The sequence below is a fragment of the Stenotrophomonas sp. 24(2023) genome, from assembly GCF_030913365.1.
Taxonomy (GTDB): domain Bacteria; phylum Pseudomonadota; class Gammaproteobacteria; order Xanthomonadales; family Xanthomonadaceae; genus Stenotrophomonas.
Genome location: NZ_CP133160.1, coordinates 2,421,084 through 2,440,885, shown reverse-complemented (window position 1 = coordinate 2,440,885; position 19,802 = coordinate 2,421,084). Strand labels below are relative to the sequence as shown.

Here is a 19,802-nt window from a genome sequence, read left to right as displayed (position 1 = left end):
TGGTTCACGCGGTGGCACCTGCCAGCGTCCGCTCCAGATCCACCTGCAGGTCCCCCAGCTCTTCCACGCCCACGCTCAGGCGCACCAGCGCATCGCTGATGCCCAGCTGTTCACGGCGCGCGACCGGGATCGAGGCGTGGGTCATCACCGCCGGGTGGTTGACCAGGCTTTCCACGCCGCCCAGCGATTCGGCCAGGGTGAACAGCTCGGTCTTCTCGCAGAAGCGCTTGGCCGCCTCGAAACCGCCCTTGAGCACGATCGAGACGATGCCGCCGTAACCGGCCATCTGCGTGCCGGCCAGCGCGTGCTGCGGGTGCGAGGGCAGGCCCGGGTAGATCACCTTCTCGATGGCCGGGTGCGTTTCCAGCCACTGCGCCAGGGCCAGCGCGTTGGCGCAGTGCGCCTTCATGCGCAGCGGCAGGGTCTTCAGGCCACGCAGCGCCAGGAAGCTGTCGAACGGGCCCTGCACGCCGCCGATGGAGTTCTGCAGGAAGGCCATCTGCTCGGCCAGTTCGGCGTTGTCACCGACCACCACCATGCCACCGACCATGTCCGAATGGCCGTTGAGGTACTTGGTGGCCGAGTGCAGCACCAGGTCCGCGCCCAGCGCCAGCGGGCGCTGCAGCATCGGCGAGGCGAAGGTGTTGTCCACCACCACGATCAGGCCATGGCGCTTGGCGATGGCGGCCACCGCGGCGATGTCCACGATCTTGAGCATCGGGTTGGTCGGGGTTTCGATCCAGACCATCTTCGTCTTCGGCGTGATCGACGCTTCGAAGGCGGCCAGGTCGGTCAGGTCCACGAAGCTGAAATCCAGCCCGGCGGTGCGGCGGCGCACGCGCTCGAACAGGCGGAAGCTGCCCCCGTAGATGTCATCCATCGCCACCACATGGCTGCCGGCATCGAGCAGCTCGATCACGGTGGAACTGGCGGCCATGCCCGAGGCGAAGGCGAAACCGCGGGTACCGCCTTCCAGCGCGGCCACGCAGCGCTCATAGGCAAAGCGCGTCGGGTTGTGGGTACGCGAATACTCGAAGCCCTGGTGCTCGCCCGGGCTGGACTGCGCATAGGTGGAGGTCGCATAGATCGGCGGCATCACCGCACCGGTGCTGGGGTCGGGCGACTGCCCGCCATGGATGGCCAGGGTGGCCAGGGCCAGCGAACGGGTGGAGGTATCGGACATGGCGTTTCCTGCTTGGCGCCCGTGCGGGGCGCCGTCAAAGGAGCGGAAGTCTACCAGCGCGTCCTTAACGGACTTTGACGCGGATAAACACGAATTGAGTCGATATCTGCGGCAAACGTCGCGTTACTGGACGCGGCGGCGCAGATAGTTCAGCAGGTCGATACGGGTGATCAGGCCCAGGAAGACATCCCCGTTCATGACGATGGCCACCTGGCCACGGTCGAACACCGGCAGCAGCGCCTCGATGGGCGATTTCACGTCCAGGCGGTCCAGCTTGCTGACCATGGCGGTGGACACCGTGTCGCGGAAACGCGATTCGTCGCCATACACGTGCAGCAGCACGTCGCTTTCATCGACGATGCCGACCAGCTGGTCGCCGTCCATCACCGGCAGCTGCGACACGTCATACAGCTTCATGCGCTGGTAGGCCGTGGTCAGCAGGTCGTTCGGGCCGATCACGACAGTATCGCGCTGGCCGTAGGGACGCAGGATCAGGTCGCGCAGATCGCCGTGCTGCGGGCGCTGCAGGAAGCCGTTGTCCAGCATCCAGTAGTCGTTGTACATCTTGGACAGGTACTTGTTGCCGGTGTCCGGCACCAGCACCAGCACCTTTTTCGGCGTGGTCTGCTCACGGCAGTACTTCAGCGCCGCGGCCAGCAGGGTGCCGGTGGACGAACCGCCCAGGATGCCTTCCTTGCCCAGCAGCTCGCGCGCGGTGTGGAAGCTCTCGCCGTCGGTGATGGCGTAGGCCTTCTTGACGCGGCTGAAATCGGAGATCGACGGCAGGAAATCCTCGCCGATGCCTTCCACCAGCCAGCTGCCCGACTTGTCGTTGAGGTTGCCGTCGTTGATGTACTCGGCCAGGATCGAGCCGACCGGGTCGGCCAGCACCAGCTCGGTCTTCGGCGACAGCTTGGCGAAGGCGCGCGACAGGCCGGTCATGGTGCCCGAGCTGCCGCAGCCGAACACGATCGCGTCCAGGTCGCCCTCCATCTGTTCCAGGATTTCCGGGCCGGTGCCGAACTCATGCGCGGCCGGGTTGTCCGGGTTGCCGAACTGGTTGATGAAGTAGGCGCCCGGGGTCTGCTCGGCGATGGTCTTTGCCAGATCCTGGTAGTACTCCGGGTGGCCCTTGGCCACGTCCGACCGGGTCAGGCGTACCTCGGCCCCCATGGCCTTGAGGTTGAAGATCTTTTCCCGGCTCATCTTGTCCGGGACCACCAGGATCAGCTTGTAGCCCTTCTGCTGGGCCACCAGCGCCAGGCCCAGGCCGGTGTTGCCGGCGGTGCCTTCCACCAGGGTGGCCCCGGGGCTCAGTTCGCCGCGCTTTTCCGCCGCCTCGATCATCGACAGGCCGATGCGATCCTTGATCGACCCGCCCGGGTTGGCGCTTTCGAGCTTCAGGTACAGCTCGCACACCCCCGCATCCAGGCGCTGGGCCTTGACGATCGGGGTCTGGCCAATGAGTTCGAGAACGGAAGAATGGATGGGCATTCGGAGACTTTCGATTCGCGCCACGCAGGGCCGGACAGTCGATTATCCGACGGATGACGCCGAAAGTCAGGGGTAGCAATGGCCTATCGACGGGCACATCCGGCCCGGATCGGGCAGGTCGGGGGATGCGGGCGGTCCCGCCCGACGAGGAGACCGGTACCGCCCGCATCGTTGGGACATACCACCCGGGCACCGCCGTCATGGGGTGCCCGGGCACAGCCGGCACAGGGGCCTGGCTGCAGGGCCTTCAGTGGCCGGGCCGCGCCGGTCCAGGCGCGGCCCCGGGAGATCCTCAGGGGGCGGCGGACGCCGACGGCAACGGCGTTTCGTACATGCGCAGGAGGCGTTGCTTGGCCAGAAGCTTCTCGCGCTTCATGCGACCCAGGGTGACATCATCGATCGGGAGCACGCCCAGTTCGGCATCCATGCACTTCTTGTTCAACTTCCGGTGCTGGTCATGGAGGAGCCTGAACTCGGGATCTCGCGCACGACGGGCGTCGATCTCGCTCTGGGGCTGATCTTCAAACATGGTGGACCTCCTTCTGCAGAAACACGAACGCCCCGGCCGCAAGGCACGGGGCGTTGAACAGGGAAGAGTGCCGGTCGACACCGGGAACGGCGACCACGGCAGCCTGCGGCACTGGCCTGCGCACGTCGGCCTGCTGCGGTTGGCGCCCTGATTGCATCGGCCCGGCCCTCCCTACGTCCGGGTCCGCGGCATTGCGTCCCGGACGATTGACCCTACGCCTGTGCGGGGGCGGCTTCAAGCACCTGCGACAAAAAGACCGAACCCCGCCGTGGCGGGGTTCAGCCTGAATGCACGGGACAACGAAAAACAAACAGAATCAGTCGGTTACGGCACCACGATCAGTTCAGCCGAACGGGCCTTGGTGGAGGGCGCCTTCTTGCCGACCACCTGCACCCGGCTGCTGGCGACACCGCCGGCCACCAGGGCATCGCGCAGGGCTTCGGCACGCTTCTGGCCGACCCCGTTGGCATTGTCGTAGGCCTCGATGCGGACCCGGCCCTTCTTGCCGATATTCAGGTACTCGGCCAGTGCCTTGGCCTGGTTCTTCGCGCCACCGGACAGGCCGGCGGCACCGGCGGCGAAGGCATCGCCCGCGAAAGTGAACACTTCGCCGCGGCTGTCGAACTTCGCCCCCGGCAGCTTCTGCCCGGACACCAGCTCGGCTTCCTCGCGGGCCAGCTTGGCCGCGTTCTGCTGGGCGCTGCTCAGGCGCTGCTGCTGCTTGCCGGCCACGCTGCTCAGCGCGGCCTCGGCATCCTGCCGGGCCAGGGCCTCGGCCTCGGCGGCCTGGCGCTGGCGCTCGGCTTCCTCGGCCTGCATCTGTGCCTGCATGCGCAGCTGCTCGGCTTCCTGGCGGGCACGGGCGGCATCGCGGCGGCTGGCTTCGATCAGCAGGTCGCTGCGGGTGCGCTCCAGGCGGTCCACCTCGCGCGCGGCCAGCGCCGAACGCACGGTGGTTTCGGCGATCTCGACACGGCGCTCGGCCAGGTAGGCAGCCAGCTCGCGGTCGCGGCGCTTGGCCTGGACCAGGGTGGTGATGGCCTGCTGGGCCTGCATGCGCTCGAAGGCTGCCAGCTCGGCGGTGTCGGGATTGGCCTGGATGCTCACCAGGCGCTGGGTCAGCTGGCCCACCAGCGGGTCTTCAGCGGCAACGGCCAGCAGCGGCGCGGCCAGCAGGCCGGCCAGGATCAGCGTGCGGATCGGCTTCAACGGCGGTCCTCCCCGGTCCCCAGCTGGCGCTGCAGCTTGGTGACTTCGTTGCGGCGCAGCTGCAGCTGCGCGGTGGTGGTGGCTTCCTCGCTGCGGGCGCGGGCCAGATCGGCGTCCGCGGCGGCACGCAGGGCCAGCGCCGGGGCGTTCTTGCGTTCCCGGCGGTCGCCGGCGGCACGCTGGGCCTGTTCCAGGCCCTGCCGGGCCATGTCCAGCAGGTCCGGCGCGTACTGGTCGGCATCGGCCTGGGTGGCGCGGTCCACCGCCTGGCGGGCCTGGGCCAGTTCCAGGGCGCCATCCTGCGCCATCACCGGGCCAGAGGCCGCGAATGCAAAGGCCATCACATACAGGCCCTGGCGCATTTGTGCGAAGCTAAGTCGTTTCATTGGGGAGGCCGTGCCCGGTTGTCGGTACGCGGCCATTGTCGTCAAGCTGGCGCCGTGCTTGCAATGGTGCCCGGCGGTTTCGTTGGGGAAAATTCGCGATGGATATCGGCTACTTCCTGAAGCTGATGACCGAAAAGAACGCCTCGGACATGTTCCTGACCACCGGGGCACCGGTCTATATCAAGATCGAAGGCAAGCTGTATCCGCTGGGCAATACCGGCCTGCCGCCGGGCATGGTCAAGAAGATCGCCTACTCGCTGATGGACGAGGGCCAGGTGCCCCAGTTCGAGCGCGAGCTGGAACTGAACATGGCCATCGCCCTGCCCGACGCCGGGCGCTTCCGCGTCAACGTGTTCAAGCAGCGCGGCGAAGTGGGCATGGTCATCCGCGCCATCCGCAGCAAGATTCCCAGCATCGAAGAGCTGAACCTGCCGCAGGTGCTCAAGGACGTCATCATGACCCCGCGCGGGCTGGTGCTGGTGGTCGGCTCCACCGGCTCGGGCAAGTCGACCTCGCTGGCCTCGATGATCGACCACCGCAACAGCACGACCACCGGGCACATCCTCACCATCGAGGACCCGATCGAGTACCTGCACAAGCACAAGCTGTCCATCGTCAACCAGCGCGAGGTCGGGCTGGACACCCATGCCTTCCACAACGCGCTGAAGAACGCGATGCGTGAAGCCCCGGACGTGATCCTGATCGGCGAGATCCTGGATGCGGAAACGATGGAGGCGGCCATCGCCTTCGCCGAGACCGGCCACCTGTGCCTGGCCACGCTGCACTCCAACAATGCCGACCAGACGATCGAGCGCATCCTCAACTTCTTCCCGGAAAGCGCGCACCGCAACGTGCTGATGAACCTGTCGCTGAACCTGCGCGCGGTGATCAGCCAGCGCCTGGTGAAGAACAAGGACGGGCGCCGGCTGCCGGCCACCGAGGTGCTGATCAACACCCCGCTGATCCGCGACCTGCTGCGCCGCGGCCAGGTGCACGAGATCAAGGCCGCGATGGAGGCCTCGCTGGAGGAAGGCATGGAAAGCTTCGACCAGTGCCTGTTCCGGCTGGCCAAGGCCGGCACCATCGACCAGGAAGAAGCGCTGCGCGCGGCCGATTCACGCGACGGGCTGGCGTTGAAGTTCCGCCTGTCCGAGGGCAGCAGCGGCGAACACGACCCGTATGCGGATTACTCGGCTGGCCAGCCGACGATCACCCACGGATTCTGACCGGGAGGCTGCCGGGGAGTGCCCGGCGAACCCCGCAGTACCTCAGGCGGCGTCGGCCTGGTTTTCCGGCCGTGCCTGCACGAAGGCGTCCAGCGCCTGGCAGGCGGCCTCGATGCGGCGCAGGGTCGGGTACGGCGCCAGGTCCACGTTGAAGCGGTGGGCGTTGTACAGCTGCGGCAGCAGGCAGGCATCGGCCAGGCCGGGGCGGTCGCCGTGGCAGAACGTGCCGGTAGCGGCGCTGCCGGCCAGCATCGCTTCCATCGCGGCGAAGCCTTCCACCATCCAGTGCGCGGTCCACTGCGTGCGGGCCGGTGCCGGCAGCTGCAGGTCGCGCTCCAGGTACTGCATGACCCGCAGGTTGTTGATCGGATGGATGTCGCAGGCCACCAGCTGGGCCAGTGCCCGCACCCGCGCCCGCCCGGCCGCATCGGCCGGCAGCAGCGGCACCTGCGGGAAGCGCTCGTCCAGGTATTCCAGGATGGCCAGCGACTGGGTCAGCACCTGCCCCTCGTGCTCCAGGGTCGGTACCAGCTGCTGCGGATTGAGCGCCCGGTACGCCGCGCCGTGCTGCTCGCCGCCGTCACGCACCAGGTGCACCGGCCGCGCCTGCCAGGCCAGGCCCTTCAGGGCCAGGCCGATCCGCACGCGGTAGGCGGCGCTGGAACGCCAGTAGGTATGCAGGACGATGCCATCGTCCACCTCGATCACCATCGCCGCCTCCGCGCTCAGGGCTTGGCGGCCTGTTCGATGCGCTGTTCGATCGCACCGAAGAGGCTGTTGCCTGCCGCATCAAGCATCTCGATACGGACCACATCGCCGAAGGACATGAACGGCGTGCTCGGCTTGCCGTCGCGCAGGGTTTCCACCGTGCGCTGCTCGGCAAAACAGGATGCGCCCTTGCTGGTGTCCTCGTTGGCGATGGTGCCCGAGCCGACGATGGTGCCGGCGCCGAGCGGACGGGTTTTCGCTGCGTGCGCCACCAGCTGGGCGAAGTTGAACTGCATGTCCACGCCCGCTTCCGGTGCGCCGAACCAGGCGCCGTTGATGTGGGTCAGCAGCGGCAGGTGCACCTTGCTGTCCTGCCAGGCCCCGCCCAGCTCATCGGGGGTGACGAACACCGGCGACAGCGCCGAGCGCGGCTTGGACTGCAGGAAGCCGAAGCCCTTGGCCAGTTCGCCCGGGATCAGGTTGCGCAGCGAGACATCGTTGACCAGGCCGATCAGCTGGATATGGCCGGCGGCCTGCTCCGGGGTGACCGCCATCGGCACGTCGTCGGTGATGACCACCAGCTCGGCTTCCAGGTCGATGCCGTAGTCCTCGCTGACCACCTTCACCGCATCGCGCGGGCCGTAGAAGCCGGCGCTGGTGGCCTGGTACATCAGCGGATCGGTATAGAAGCTTTCCGGCACCTCGGCGCCACGGGCGCGGCGGACGCGCTCCACGTGCGGCAGGTAGGCGCTGCCATCGACGAATTCATACGCGCGCGGCAGCGGTGCGGCCAGCGCCTGCGGATCGATGTCGAACACGCCATCGGCGTCGCCGGCGTTGAGCGACTCGTACAGGGCATTCAGGCGCGGTGCGACATGGCTCCAGTCCTCCAGCGCCTGCTGCAGGGTCGCGGCGATGCCGGTGGCGCGCACGCCGTGCGCGAGGTCGCGCGAAACCACGATCAGGGTGCCGTCGCGGCCGCCTTCCTTCAGTGAACCAAGCTTCATGGGGTGGGTGTCCGGATGATGGGCAAACAAGTTTCAAGTGTAATCAAATGCGCGCCAGAACCAAGCTGCAGCGCGGCATCCGGACACCCTACCGCAGGCGGGGTCCGGCAGGGCTGCGCCCTGCACCTGCTTCAAGCCAAGTCAACCGCCGAAGCAACGGCCGGCATTCCGTGGGATGGCGGGACACTGTGGGTTCGCGGGGACGCCGTGAACCCATCCCTGGGGGCTTGGTCGCGGCATCCATGCCGCTCACACCCCGCAAACCCACAGTGCCCCGCCTTCGACAGATGGCCGGTAGATCCACGCCATGCGTGGATGTGCTTCGATGCATTCCAGAAATACCCGATTTCGATGGAGATCCATCCACGCATGGCGTGGATCTACAGATCACGGGGAAGTGCCGGAGGCGGGGTGGGGCCGGGGACGGGAGTGTCCGCAGCAGGGATGCCGCGGCCAAGCCCCCATGGACGGGTTTACGGCGTCTCCCGCCACCGGCCCCACCCCGCCATCCCTCAGGAAATCCGCTTTTGACGTTGACGTTGACGTTGCTTCGCCCTCTGCGGGTGCAGGGCGCAGCCCTGCAGAGAGAACCCCTTACCTGAACAGGCCTTTTTGCGCCGGTCTCAACCATCGGCTAGACTATGCAGGTCTGCAGCGGCCGTCCGTTTCCCTTCGGGACCGCCGGCGAGCCAGGTCACCCGACCCCTCGCCCGCCCCCACTCCGACGCCGTTCGCCCCGCATTCCAGTCTGCGCACCGCGCCGGCTGCACCCAATTTCTCGCAGCGCGGTTCACGGGAACGCTCCGAGTCGGCCGATCAGTTCGATCTGCCCACGTCTGGCCATTCGGCCAGGCGATCTTTGTCTTTGGAGCACTCTCAATGTCTTTTGAATCGCTGGGCCTGGCGCCCTTCCTGCTGCGCGCGCTCGCCGAGCAGGGCTACGAAAACCCGACCCCGATCCAGCAGCAGGCGATCCCGCTGGCGCTGGCCGGCCGTGACCTGCTGGCCGGTGCACAGACCGGCACCGGCAAGACCGCCGCCTTCGGCCTGCCGCTGCTGCAGCACCTGGGCACCGCGCCGCAGGAAGTGCGTGCCGGCGGCCCGCGCAAGCCGCGCGCGCTGATCCTGGCCCCGACCCGCGAACTGGCCACCCAGGTGCATGACAGCCTGCGTGGCTACAGCAAGTACCTGCGCATCCCCAGCGCCTGCATCTACGGTGGTGTGGGCATGGGCAACCAGCTGGACATCCTGCGCCGCGGCGTGGACCTGCTGGTGGCCTGCCCGGGCCGCCTGATCGACCACCTGGAGCGTCGCAGCGTGGACCTGTCCGGCATCGAACTGCTGGTGCTGGACGAAGCCGACCGCATGCTCGACATGGGCTTCCTGCCCTCGATCAAGCGCATCCTGGCCAAGCTGCCCAAGCAGAACCGGCAGACCCTGCTGTTCTCGGCCACCTTCGAGGACAACATCCGCCAGCTGGCGCTGGAGTTCATGCGCAACCCGGAACAGATCCAGGTGACGCCGAAGAACACGGTGGCCGAAACCATCACCCACCGCGTGCACCCGGTCGACGCCAGCCGCAAGCGCGACCTGCTGCTGCACCTGCTGGCGCAGGACAGCCGCCAGCAGACACTGGTGTTCGCACGTACCAAGCATGGCAGCGACAAGCTGGCCACGTTCCTGGAAAAGTCGGGCATCAAGACCGCCGCGATCCATGGCAACAAGAGCCAGGGCCAGCGCCTGCGTGCGCTGGGTGACTTCAAGGCCGGCCGGGTGACCGTGCTGGTGGCCACCGATATCGCCGCGCGCGGCATCGACATCAACGAGCTGCCGAAGGTGATCAACTTCGACCTGCCGATGGTGGCCGAGGATTACGTGCACCGCATCGGCCGCACCGGCCGCAATGGCTCGACCGGCGAAGCGGTTTCGCTGGTGGCGCAGGATGAAGTGAAGCTGCTGCGCGCCATCGTGCGCCTGCTGGGCCGCGACATGGAAATCCGCGATGTGCCGGGCTTCGAACTGCAGACGCCGATCCGCTGGGGCAACAGTGCGCCGGGCAAGGCCGAGCACGATACCGGCGACCGCGCACCGCGCAAGCACCACGCGCGCCGCCCGCATGGCGATGCGCCGCGTCACGCGCACGCCGGCCCGAAGAAGGCCGGTGGTGGCCGCCGCGAGGGCGCTGGCAACGGCCAGCAGCGCGCCGGTGCCGGCCAGGGCCAGCGCCGTGGCGGTGGTGGCAACGGCGGCGGTCGTGGCCGCGGCCAGGGCGGCAACGGCGGTGGCAACCGCGCCGGTTGATACCGCGGTCCGGAACGCTGATCGAGGGACGACGCGAAAGCGTCGTCCCTTTTTTGTTGCCGGCAGCCGCTGTGGATCCACGCATGGCGTGGATCTACAACAGCAGCGGCGTGTCATCCACGCATGGAACAGCACCGGCATGCCCGATGGCGCGTCATCCACGCATGGCGTGGATCTACAACGGCGCCGGCATGCCGCGACACGGCGCCTAGCCGCGGGCTTTCGCCGGATTCACCAGGTTGCCGAAGAAGATCGCATTGATCAGCAGGCGCTCGGTGCCATGCCAGTACTTGCGGTGTGCCGGGTCATCGGCGAACAGCACCACGTTGCCCTGCCCCTGCGGTGATACCAGCAGCCACGCACTGCCCGCCACCCGGCTGCGGTTGCGCTCTGACAGGTAGCCGTTCACCCGCGGCGGGCTGTCGATGCGCACCACGGTCGAGAACGGATTGCGGCTGGGCTGCAGGACAACGGTGTTTTCCTTGTTGATCGCCAGCTGGCCGCGCGGCACGCCGAAGGCCAGCGGATGGCTGGTATCCACATCGGCACTGAGGATGTTGCCACTCACACGCTCGATCGCGGCGATATCACGCTGGTCACCGAAGGCGCGGCGGGCTTCGTCCCCGGCCTCCTCATCCTTGCCCAGCTGCTCGCCATCGGCCAGCTTCTGCTCGATCGCCCACTTGGCCGCCGTGCCGTAGGTGACCAGTGAGCCGCCGGCCTGGATCCAGCGCTTGAGCGCGGCCACGGCGGTGGCATCGACACTGGCGTAGCTGCCACCGGACAGCACCACGGTGGTGTAGCGGTCCAGTGGCACCTTGCCCAGCTGCGCCGGGTCGAGCTTGCTGGCCGGCAGGCGCAGCTGCTGGTCAAGCAGGAACCAGGCCGAGCCGATCTCGGTGGCGGCCACGCCCTCGCCCATCACCAGCGCCACTGCCGGGGTGCGCAGTGCCTTGACGCCATCGCTGCCCAGATCGATCCCGCGCGTGCTGCGGCCGCTGGCCAGGGCGTGCACCCGCACGCCGGCGTCCCGCGCGGCGCGGTCCACGGCGGCCTGCAACGCCTCGCCCTGCAGCGGTTGGCCGCTGACCGGAATGACGATGCTGCCGGCGGCGAAGTCCACCTCCCCCTGTGCGGTGCCTGCGGTGAACGGCTGCTGGGCCGAACGGGTCGCCAGCCGCTGGCCCTGCAGAGCAGCCAGCAGGCGGCTGGCGTTGTAGTCGCGCCAGTCGAAGGCATAGGCGAAGCTGGCCGCGCCACCGGCCACACCGCCCTGCGCCGCCGGCAGTGCCATCACGCGTGCACCGCCCTCGATGCGGCTGCGGCTGCCGGCAAACGCCACGCCGTAGGCCGGCGCGATGGCATAGCTGGTGCTGCCGTAGAACACATCGCCCTTGATCGGCGGGGTGTCGGCGAAGATCGAATGCACCAGGCGGAACTGCGGCTGCTGCACCGGTACCACGTAGGCACTGCCGGGCGCGAAGTGCTGCCCTTCCACGGTGACGGCACGGTCCAGCGCGCGCACCTCGATGTGGTGCAGCAACAGCAGTTCCAGCAGGCGACGGGTCAAGGCCGGGTCATGCGCATCACCGAACACAAAGCTCTTCAGCGGCTGCTGCGCGGCCTGCTTCAGCGCCGACTGGAAGAAGTCCTTCTGCAGATCGAACAGGCCGCTGCGCTCGGCCACCGCACCGCGTACGGTGCCCAGGCCGGTGGCCACGTGGTTGCGGATGGTGAAAGCGAACGTCAGCAGGCCATTGGCCGATTCCTGCACGCGCCCGCGCGAGCTGGCCTGTTCGAAGGTCACCCCTACCGCACCGTGGAAATCGGGGTAGGTCGAGCCGTACACCGGCGAGAAATTGTCGAAATTCTCACCGGTGTAGTACAGCGAACCCAGCGCATCCAGCGACTGCGCGTGGTACCTGGCCAGCGTGCGGTTGAAGGCATAGGACGCGGCCGGAATGAGCGGGCTTTCCATGCTCTTCGGCGAGGGCTCGAAGTAGTACGTGCTGTCCTTGCCCATCTCGTGGAAGTCGATCTGCACGTTCGGGTACCACTGGTGGAACAGCGCGATCTTCGGCCGGGTGTCCTGCTGGGTCAGGGCCAGCCAGTCGCGGTTGAGATCGGTGAAGTAGTGGTTGCTGCGCCCCTGCGGGAAAGGCTCGACGTGTTCCTTGTCGGCCGGGTCCGGCGACGCCGGGTCCGACGCCCAGGCATTGTGCCAGTTGGCCGCGCGGTCACGCCCGTCCGGGTTCTGCGCCGGGTCGATCAGCACCACGGCCTGCTGCAGCCACTGCCGGGTTTCGGCACTGCGGTTGGCCACCAGGTAATAGGCGGTCAGCATCGCCGCCTCGCCGCTGGAGGTTTCATTGCCGTGCACGCTGTAGCCCAGCCACACCACCACCGGGCTGTCACCGGCGGCGCTGCGTGGCTGCGCCGGATCGACCAGGGTGGCGTGCTGCTGGCGGATCTGTTCCAGCCGCGCCTGGTTGGCGGCGGCGGTGACGGTGGCCACCAGCAGCGGCCGCCCTTCGTAGCTCTGGCCGATCTGCTGCACGCGGATCGCCTGCGAATGCCGGGCCAGTTCCTGGAAATAGGCCACCAGCTGGTCGTGGCGGGTATAGCGGCTGCCGATGGGGTAGCCGAGGAACTGTTCCGGCGTGGGAATGGCCGGATCGAAGGCAGGCTCGCTGCTGCTGGCGGCAACGGCCTGCGGGAAGAAGTACGCGTTCTGCGCCTGGGCCGGTGATACCGGCAACGACAGCGCCATCACAGCGGCAGCGAACAGGGACAGCAGGGACAACGAGGCACGACGATGGACGGACACGGTACTTCCCCCGGAAGGCAGTGCAGCACGGCAGCGGCGGCACGCACCGCCCGGCCGCTGCCTGCAGCAGCGGCCGGGCGGGCGATGGCCACGCATCAGAAGCGGTAGTCGAAACCGACGGTGAAGTAGCGACCGCGCAGGTCGTACTGGGTGAAGTCGTACGGTGCGCGGATGCCCGGGAACGAGGCGTCGTACGGCGGCGCCTTGTCGGCCAGGTTCTGCACCTTGGCGTACACCGTCAGCTTGTCGATGCCGGTCCAGGCCAGGTACAGATCCAGCTGGCTGAAGCTGTCCACGCGCGACTGCACGGCCTGTGCGGCGGCGCTGGCCTTCTGGTCGTAGCCACCGGTGTAGTACCAGGTGAGCGCGGTGCGGAAATCGCTGTACGCCCATTCCAGCGTGGTGGTCGCCTTGTTCTTCGGCAGCGTCGGGCCGAGGTTGCTGCCGGCGAAGTCCTCCAGCGGGCCACCGGTGACGCTCGGGCGGCGGTAGTCGCGCACGTGGGTGAACGCACTGGAGACGGTGAAGTCACCGAGCTGGGCCGTGGGAATACGCTGGCGCAGTTCCACGTCGATGCCGGAGGTCTTCAGTTCGCTCAGGTTCTGGTAGCGGTTGTACACGGCCAGCAGCTTGCCGCGCTCATCGCGCAGCACCGCGCCGGGCACGTTGTCGTTCACCAGGGTCTGGGTGTTGTTGGTGCCGACCAGGTTGTCCAGCGAGATGCGGTAGTAATCCGCGCTCAGGCTGGTGTTCGCCCAGGGCGAGAGCACCACGCCGACGTTGACGCTGCGGGTGCGCTCGGGCTTGAGCGCATCATTGCCGACGGTGAAGAAGGTCGGGTTCTGCCGCGAGCCGGGCACGTCCGGGTCGCGCGGATCGACCACGCTGCCGTAGGCGATGCTGGTGCTGTTGGAGTTCTCCGACAGCGACGGCGCACGGAACCCCCGCGAGGCCGAAGCACGCACCAGCAGGATGTCCAGCGGCTGCCAGCGCAGGCCGATCTTCGGCGAGAAGGCGTCGCCGAAATCATCGTAGTGGTCCGCACGCGCGGCGGCCGACAGTTCCAGTGTCGAGGCCAGCGGCACGTTCACTTCCGCATAGGCCGCGCTGACCTTGCGCTCGCCATGCACCTCGGCGATGGCCGGGCGGATCTGCAGGCCGGCGTCGATCTGCCAGGGATTGTTGGAATCGAGTTTCTCGCGGCGCCATTCGGCACCGGCGGCAAAGCCGATGTCGCCCGCCCAGGTGCGGCCCAGCGTGCCGGACACCTTCGCATCCACGCCCTGCAGCACCGATTCGGCCGGGCGCGCGGTGGACAGGTTGATCGCATCGAGCACCGACTGCGGCGTGGCCGATGGATTGAGCAGGTTGTAGCTGCCGCTGGCCAGCGCACTGGCCAGTGCCCAACGGTTGGCGAACCCACCGGACACGGTTTCATGCTCGCTGCTGCGCGCACCGAACGCGGCCGCTTCCCAATCCCAGCCGCCAATGCTGCCACGCAGGCCGAACACACCGCGGTAGGCACGCGAACGGTTGGTCTTGAGCGTGCCGCCGAGGTTGAAGAAGGTGTATTCGATCGGCACCGCACGGCCATACGGGTTGTACGGACTGCTGGCCGGCAGGGCGTTGGACACCGGCTCGGCCAGGCCGCTGGTGGCGTTGAGCGCGAAGCGGCCGCCCTCCAGGGTGAAGTACGGGCTGCTGCCGAACCAGGACGTGCCCTTGATGTCGCTGTACAGCACTTCGCCGAATGCATCGACGCTGTCGTTGAGACGGAAGGTGCCGTTGGCGTAGGCCTGCCAGCGCTTGGTGGACGGGATCAGCGTCGTGTACGGGGCCTGGTTGAAGCCGCAGGTATCGCCGGGCAGGCCATCGATGGGCGCACTGGCCACGCGGGTGGTGCCGGTGGGGCAGTTGCCGTTGGCGTCGAGCATCGGCACCGACACGCCGTTGACCAGATAGCGGGCGCCCTTGGCCGACCAGCCGTTCCAGCGGCCACCGGGCACGTCGGTATAGATGCCGCTGCGGGTCAGGTCGCGCTGGTCCTGGTCCAGGCGTTCGCGGTTGTAGCCTTCCAGGCTGAAGAGGATGTTGTAGCGGTCCTTGTCCAGATCGCCGATGCCGCCGACGAAATGCAGTTTGTGCTCGTCCAGCCCGCCCTGGTCGGCGGTGCCGGCGCTGCCGCCGATCTCGGCGCCTTCAAAGCCCTGGCGGGTGATGATGTTGACCACGCCGGCCACGGCATCGGAGCCGTACACCGCCGAGGCACCGTCCTTGAGCACCTCGATGCGCTCCACCGCCACCAGCGGCAGGGCGTTGAGGTTGACGAAGGTGTCCGACAGGCCGTTGGACGGGAAGCCGTAGTTGGCCAAGCGGCGGCCGTTGAGCAGCACCAGCGTGTTTTTCTGCGACAGGCCGCGCAGGCCGATGCCCGCCGAGCCCGAGGCCCAGCCGTTGTTGGTGGTTTCGTTGGTGGCGTTGCCGGTGTTGGCCGAGATCGAGCGCAGCACGTCGGCCACGGTGGCCTTGCCGGACTGTTCCAGCTGCTGGCGGCCGATCACCTGCACCGGGTTGGAGGCTTCGGTGTCGGTGCGCTTGATGTTCGAGCCGGTGACGCGCACGGCGGCCAGGGTACTGGCATCGGCGCTGGCGTCGGTGGCGGTATCGGCGGCCGCGGACAATGGCGTGGCCAGGGCAGTGGCAAGAGCCGCCACGAGAAGGGTGTGCTGGGGCATGGGAATCGTGGGGTGGTTGCTGACGACAAGTTCCGCAGTAGTCCATGCCGGATTGCGGCCGGACCAATAACATCTCTTCATACGGATATAAGAGAAATTATCATCTCTTCATCGCGATGGAAAGAATTTCTTCACGCATCCCTTACGCCACGGTGCCTGCCGGGCCCTCGGCACCTGCCCGCCCGGCGCTACAATGCGCCATGGAAATCTTCAAAGTGTTCATGCTCGAGGCCGCCCACCGCCTCCCCAACGTGCCGCCGGGGCACAAATGTGCGCGGCTGCACGGCCACTCCTTCCGCGTCGAGCTGAAGGTGGAAGGCGAACCGGGCCCGCAGACCGGCTGGATCATGGACTTCGGCGACGTGAAGGCCGCCTTCCAGCCGATCTACGACCGCCTGGACCATCACTACCTCAACGACATTCCCGGCCTGGAAAACCCGACCAGCGAGAACCTGGCGGTGTGGATCTGGAACGAGCTCAAGCCGCTGCTGCCGGCCCTGAGCGAGATCACCGTGCATGAAACCTGCACGTCCGGCTGCCGCTACCGCGGCCCCTGAGCCTGCGGGAAAGCGTGCCCGCCCGGCACGCAACACATTGATCTGAAAGACGATGATCGCCCAGCCCGTGCTGGGCGAAGATTCTTGTTGCAATGCGTCATGATCGGCGTATGCTGCATTGCATCAAGGTTATCGATGCTCCTGTGATGGCTGCTGCCCACGACGCCTTCCGCGATGCCACCCGCCAGCTGGCCGACGCTGCCCAGCGCGCCAGCCGCGTCGCGCTGGAAACTGCGGAAGGCGTGTTCGGCGTGCAGCTCAAGGCGTTCGGCAGTGACCTGGCGCAGACCACCGGCTACCTGGGTGAGCTGGCCCGCAGCCCGGGGCCGGACGGCATCCGCCAGCTGTTGCCGAAGGGCACGCAGCTGCTGAACGACAGCCTGGAACGCTGGGCCGATGCCCACCAGCAGGTCATGGACCTGGGCCTGCGCAGCAGAAAGGCGTGGCAGGCCGCGGTACAGGCAGGAACAACGCACAACACGGCAGGCGCGGCGGGCAACAGCCACTGACGCGACGCCACCGGACATTGCATGGGTCCCTCCCCCCATGCAATCGCAGGCCCCGACAGATCCCTCCCTCTGTCGGGGCCTTTTTTTAGGCCGCTGCCAAGCAGAACACCCCGCCCCCCGCTGGCCGGGCACGGACGCACGCGCTGCGCGGCCCCGTGCCCGGCCGGTCACGCGGCGCGCACGTCCGGCAACGGTACGTGGGCCGGCCGCAGCGACCGTGCGCCATGCCAGTGCACATGCCAGGCCTGGAACATCAGCACATTCCACAGGTGGGTATGCCACTTGCGCTCCCCGCGCAGGAAGGCCTCCCACAGGGCACGCACGCGCGGGGCGTCGAAGCAGCCCTGTTCGCGCAGCAGGCGCGGGTCCAGCAGCGCCTCGGCCCAGTCGCGCAGCGGCCCGGCCAGCCAGCTGGCCATCGGCGGACCGAAGCCGCGCTTGGGGCGGTACACCAGCGGTTCGGGCAGGTAGCGCGCCAGCAGGTGCTTGAGGATGCGCTTGTGCTCGCCGTCGTGGTACTTCAGGTGCTGTGGCAGGCGCCAGGCCAGCCGCACCACTTCCATGTCCAGCAGCGGCGAGCGGGTTTCCACGCCACAGGCCATCGCGGCACGGTCGACCTTGACCAGGATGCCCTCGGCCAGGTCCATGCGGAAATCCAGCAGCTGGATGCGCGCCTCGGCGGGCATCGCCAGGTCACGCTGGCCGAACACGGTGGCCGGTTCACGCGCACCGCGCACCACCCGTGCCGGGTCGCGCCAACGCGAGACCCGCTGCAGGTAATGGCCTTCCACATCATCGGCGGAGACTTCGGCCAGCAACGCCCGCCAGCCGCCCAGCCGTGCGCGCTCGGCATCGAGGTGGCGCCCGCCCTGACGGGCCAGGCTGCGCACCCACTCGGGCAGGCCCCCGCACAGCCGCGCGTTGCGCAGCGCACGGCCATAGCTGGGGTGGCCGAAGAACAGTTCATCGCCGCCGTCGCCGGTCAGTGCCACCGGCTTGCGCGCCCCCAGCAGCTGGCTGGCCAGCAGCGTGGGCACCTGCGAGGAATCGGCGAACGGCTCGCACCAGACCTGCGGCAGCTGGGCCAGCAGGTCGCGGGCCTGCAGGGCATCGATGCGGTGCAGGTGATGGTTCACGCCCAGGTGGCGGGCAACCTGCGAAGCCCATTCGCTTTCATCATGCCCCGGGTCATCGAAGCCGACGGTCCATGCCTCGATCGGCACTGCGGCCTGGGCCTGCATCATCGCCACCACCAGCGATGAATCGGTGCCGCCGGACAGGAACGCACCACAGGCCAGCGGGGAATGCATGCGGCTGCCGATGGCCCGCTGCAGCACCTCTTCCAGCTGGTCGGTGGCCGCCTCCAGCGTGGGCACCTCGTCCGGGCGATCATCCAGTGCGGCGCGCAGCGCCTGGCGCGGGCACCAGTAGAGGCGGCCCCCCTGCGCCGCCTCATCGGAACCACCCGCGGCCATGTCGGCCAGGTCCACCCGCAGCAGCGCACCGGCCACCAGCTTGTGGATGCCCCGGTAGATGGTGTGCGGTGCCGGCACGTAGTCATGGCGCAGCAGCAGGCTCAGCGCGTCCTGGTCGATGGCCGGATCGAACGCCGGTGAAGCCTGCAGTGCCTTGAGCTCGGACCCGAAGCGGAAATGCCCCGCGTGCCAGCCGTAGTACAGCGGCCGTTCGCCGACCGGGTCGCGCGCCAGCCACAGCGCACGTGCCTGGCGGTCCCAGACCACCAGCGCGAAAGCGCCCTCGATGGCCTGTACGGTGCGTTCCACCCCCCAGCGGCCGATGGCCTGCAGCAGCAGGGCGGCATCACTGGCCATGCGGGGTACATCGCCGATCCAGGCCTGCAGGGGCTCACGGTTGTAGAGCCGGCCGTCCAGACAGACCAGGTAACGCCCGCAGGCCGAGCCCAGCGGCTGCAGGGGGGCATCGCCTGCCGCCCGGCAATGGCCGAGCACCAGCCCGGCCGCGCTGTCGCTGGCGAACCCGCTGCGACCACGCCCGCGCTGCTGCAGCGCCTGCAGCATCGGCGCCACCTGCGCCAGCAGCACCTCGTCACCGGCGGCAGGCCCCCACAACCCGGCCAGCCCGCTCACGGCTGCCCTCCACAGGCCAGGGCCGGAAGGCAGGACGGGGCAAGGGCAGGCGATCGCGGCGACATGGCAGGCTCCTGGGTCGATACCCCCATGCTCCGCCGGGGCCCGGTCGCTTTCAGTCGCATTGCTGTCAGCGCCCGTCACTGTCATGTATCGTCAGGTAACATTACGTAACAGCGGCGTCCGTCACAGTCTCGCGCCCCCTTGGGGCACAAGGCCGGAGCGGCAGGCGGCAGCAACCCCGGCTGAACATGCCCCCCCTGTTCGGCCGGAGGAGCGTCGGGCTGGGCTAGCATCGCCGCGGCCGCATCACCGGAGACCCCTTGAAAATGCTGGATATCGTTCTGGTCGAAGACGATGCCCGTCTGGGCACGATGGTGACCGAGTACCTGCAGCGGCATGGCTACCAGGTCGCGCACGAGCGCAGCGGCGAGCGTGCCATCGAGCGCATCCTCGCCGATCCGCCGTCGCTGGTGCTGCTGGACGTGGGCCTGCCCGGCCAGGATGGTTTCGAAGTGTGCCGTCGTGTACGTCCCCACTATGACGGCATCATCTGCGTGCTGACCGCCCGCACCGACAACATCGACCAGGTGCTGGGGCTGGAACTGGGCGCGGACGACTACATCGGCAAGCCGATCGAACCCCGCGTGCTGCTGGCCCGCCTGCGTGCCCACCTGCGCCGGCACCGTCGCGAAGAACCGCGCGATGGCATGCTCCGCTTCGGCCAGCTGTCCATCGATCCGTCCACCCGCAATGTCCACCTGCAGGACCGGCTGCTGGACCTGACCACTGCCGAGTTCGACCTGCTGCACCTGCTGGCGCGCAATGCCGGCCAGATCCTGGACCGCGATGCCCTGCTGCGTGGCCTGCGCGGCATCGCCTTCGATGGCCTGGACCGCTCGATCGATGCGCGCATCTCGCGCCTGCGCCGCAAGCTGGGCGACAACCCCGAGCAGCCCGAACGCATCAAGACCGTGCGTGGCCGTGGCTACCTGTTCAGCCGGTCGGCCTGGGGATGAGCAA

15 protein-coding genes are annotated in these 19,802 nt (G+C 68.0%); 5 read left to right on the top strand and 10 right to left on the bottom strand.

All coding sequences use genetic code 11. The features are described from left to right. Positions 1–4 precede the first annotated feature (4 nt). The 5 genes from Q9R17_RS10865 to Q9R17_RS10845 form a co-directional block, all read right to left on the bottom strand. Positions 5–1,183: a cystathionine gamma-synthase gene (locus Q9R17_RS10865; RefSeq protein ID WP_308154660.1), complete on the bottom strand. Its 1,179-nt coding sequence runs from the start codon at positions 1,181–1,183 to the stop codon at positions 5–7. 123 nt (positions 1,184–1,306) lie between these two features. Beyond that, on the bottom strand, positions 1,307–2,677 hold the full coding sequence (locus Q9R17_RS10860; RefSeq protein ID WP_308154659.1) for a pyridoxal-phosphate dependent enzyme: 1,371 nt from the start codon (positions 2,675–2,677) through the stop codon (positions 1,307–1,309). 292 nt (positions 2,678–2,969) lie between these two features. Further along, on the bottom strand, positions 2,970–3,206 hold the full coding sequence (locus Q9R17_RS10855; RefSeq protein ID WP_308154658.1) for a YdcH family protein: 237 nt from the start codon (positions 3,204–3,206) through the stop codon (positions 2,970–2,972). Between the two features lie 324 nt (positions 3,207–3,530). Then, positions 3,531–4,415, bottom strand: a complete 885-nt coding sequence (locus tag Q9R17_RS10850; protein WP_308154657.1) for a hypothetical protein — start codon at positions 4,413–4,415, stop codon at positions 3,531–3,533. Next, complete coding sequence (locus Q9R17_RS10845; protein WP_308158327.1) at positions 4,412–4,777, bottom strand: DUF4398 domain-containing protein; 366 nt, start codon at positions 4,775–4,777, stop codon at positions 4,412–4,414. Before Q9R17_RS10845 ends, Q9R17_RS10850 begins: the two co-directional genes overlap by 4 nt. A 122-nt stretch (positions 4,778–4,899) precedes the next feature. On the opposite strand from Q9R17_RS10845, the gene Q9R17_RS10840 reads away from it, so the two are divergent. Continuing rightward, complete coding sequence (locus Q9R17_RS10840; protein WP_308154656.1) at positions 4,900–6,027, top strand: PilT/PilU family type 4a pilus ATPase; 1,128 nt, start codon at positions 4,900–4,902, stop codon at positions 6,025–6,027. A gap of 42 nt (positions 6,028–6,069) precedes the next feature. Here the strand turns inward: Q9R17_RS10840 and maiA are convergent, their stop codons facing one another. Beyond that, positions 6,070–6,738, bottom strand: a complete 669-nt coding sequence (maiA, locus tag Q9R17_RS10835) for a maleylacetoacetate isomerase (protein ID WP_308154655.1) — start codon at positions 6,736–6,738, stop codon at positions 6,070–6,072. A 14-nt stretch (positions 6,739–6,752) separates the two neighbouring features. Beyond that, positions 6,753–7,742, bottom strand: coding sequence for a fumarylacetoacetate hydrolase family protein (locus Q9R17_RS10830; protein ID WP_308154654.1), 990 nt, complete (start codon positions 7,740–7,742; stop codon positions 6,753–6,755). A gap of 879 nt (positions 7,743–8,621) precedes the next feature. On the opposite strand from Q9R17_RS10830, the gene Q9R17_RS10825 reads away from it, so the two are divergent. After that, complete coding sequence (locus Q9R17_RS10825; protein WP_308154653.1) at positions 8,622–10,043, top strand: DEAD/DEAH box helicase; 1,422 nt, start codon at positions 8,622–8,624, stop codon at positions 10,041–10,043. Between the two features lie 208 nt (positions 10,044–10,251). On the opposite strand, the gene Q9R17_RS10820 is transcribed toward Q9R17_RS10825, so the two are convergent. Further along, complete coding sequence (locus Q9R17_RS10820; RefSeq protein ID WP_308154652.1) at positions 10,252–12,870, bottom strand: M14 family zinc carboxypeptidase; 2,619 nt, start codon at positions 12,868–12,870, stop codon at positions 10,252–10,254. A 95-nt stretch (positions 12,871–12,965) separates the two neighbouring features. Then, complete coding sequence (locus Q9R17_RS10815; RefSeq protein ID WP_308154651.1) at positions 12,966–15,605, bottom strand: TonB-dependent receptor; 2,640 nt, start codon at positions 15,603–15,605, stop codon at positions 12,966–12,968. A 200-nt stretch (positions 15,606–15,805) separates the two neighbouring features. On the opposite strand from Q9R17_RS10815, the gene queD reads away from it, so the two are divergent. Then, positions 15,806–16,162, top strand: coding sequence for a 6-carboxytetrahydropterin synthase QueD (gene queD / locus Q9R17_RS10810; RefSeq protein ID WP_308154650.1), 357 nt, complete (start codon positions 15,806–15,808; stop codon positions 16,160–16,162). A 146-nt stretch (positions 16,163–16,308) separates the two neighbouring features. Continuing rightward, positions 16,309–16,671, top strand: coding sequence for a phasin family protein (locus tag Q9R17_RS10805; protein WP_308154649.1), 363 nt, complete (start codon positions 16,309–16,311; stop codon positions 16,669–16,671). A 167-nt stretch (positions 16,672–16,838) separates the two neighbouring features. On the opposite strand, the gene asnB is transcribed toward Q9R17_RS10805, so the two are convergent. Then, positions 16,839–18,779: an asparagine synthase (glutamine-hydrolyzing) gene (gene asnB / locus Q9R17_RS10800; RefSeq protein ID WP_308154648.1), complete on the bottom strand. Its 1,941-nt coding sequence runs from the start codon at positions 18,777–18,779 to the stop codon at positions 16,839–16,841. A gap of 329 nt (positions 18,780–19,108) precedes the next feature. Between asnB and Q9R17_RS10795 the strand changes: the two genes are divergently transcribed. Further along, the gene (locus tag Q9R17_RS10795) at positions 19,109–19,798 is read left to right on the top strand and encodes a winged helix-turn-helix domain-containing protein (RefSeq protein WP_308154647.1); all 690 of its coding nucleotides are present in this window, start codon (positions 19,109–19,111) and stop codon (positions 19,796–19,798) included. Positions 19,799–19,802 lie beyond the last annotated feature (4 nt).

Coding starts and splice junctions, on each gene's coding strand:
- Q9R17_RS10840 (WP_308154656.1), top strand. CDS start 4,900: ATGGATATCGGCTACTTCCTGAAGCTGATGACCGAAAAGAACGCCTCG.
- Q9R17_RS10795 (WP_308154647.1), top strand. CDS start 19,109: ATGCTGGATATCGTTCTGGTCGAAGACGATGCCCGTCTGGGCACGATG.
- Q9R17_RS10845 (WP_308158327.1), bottom strand. CDS start 4,777: ATGCGCCAGGGCCTGTATGTGATGGCCTTTGCATTCGCGGCCTCTGGC.
- Q9R17_RS10805 (WP_308154649.1), top strand. CDS start 16,309: ATGGCTGCTGCCCACGACGCCTTCCGCGATGCCACCCGCCAGCTGGCC.
- Q9R17_RS10830 (WP_308154654.1), bottom strand. CDS start 7,742: ATGAAGCTTGGTTCACTGAAGGAAGGCGGCCGCGACGGCACCCTGATC.
- Q9R17_RS10855 (WP_308154658.1), bottom strand. CDS start 3,206: ATGTTTGAAGATCAGCCCCAGAGCGAGATCGACGCCCGTCGTGCGCGA.
- Q9R17_RS10815 (WP_308154651.1), bottom strand. CDS start 15,605: ATGCCCCAGCACACCCTTCTCGTGGCGGCTCTTGCCACTGCCCTGGCC.
- maiA (WP_308154655.1), bottom strand. CDS start 6,738: ATGGTGATCGAGGTGGACGATGGCATCGTCCTGCATACCTACTGGCGT.
- Q9R17_RS10865 (WP_308154660.1), bottom strand. CDS start 1,183: ATGTCCGATACCTCCACCCGTTCGCTGGCCCTGGCCACCCTGGCCATC.
- Q9R17_RS10860 (WP_308154659.1), bottom strand. CDS start 2,677: ATGCCCATCCATTCTTCCGTTCTCGAACTCATTGGCCAGACCCCGATC.
- Q9R17_RS10825 (WP_308154653.1), top strand. CDS start 8,622: ATGTCTTTTGAATCGCTGGGCCTGGCGCCCTTCCTGCTGCGCGCGCTC.
- queD (WP_308154650.1), top strand. CDS start 15,806: ATGGAAATCTTCAAAGTGTTCATGCTCGAGGCCGCCCACCGCCTCCCC.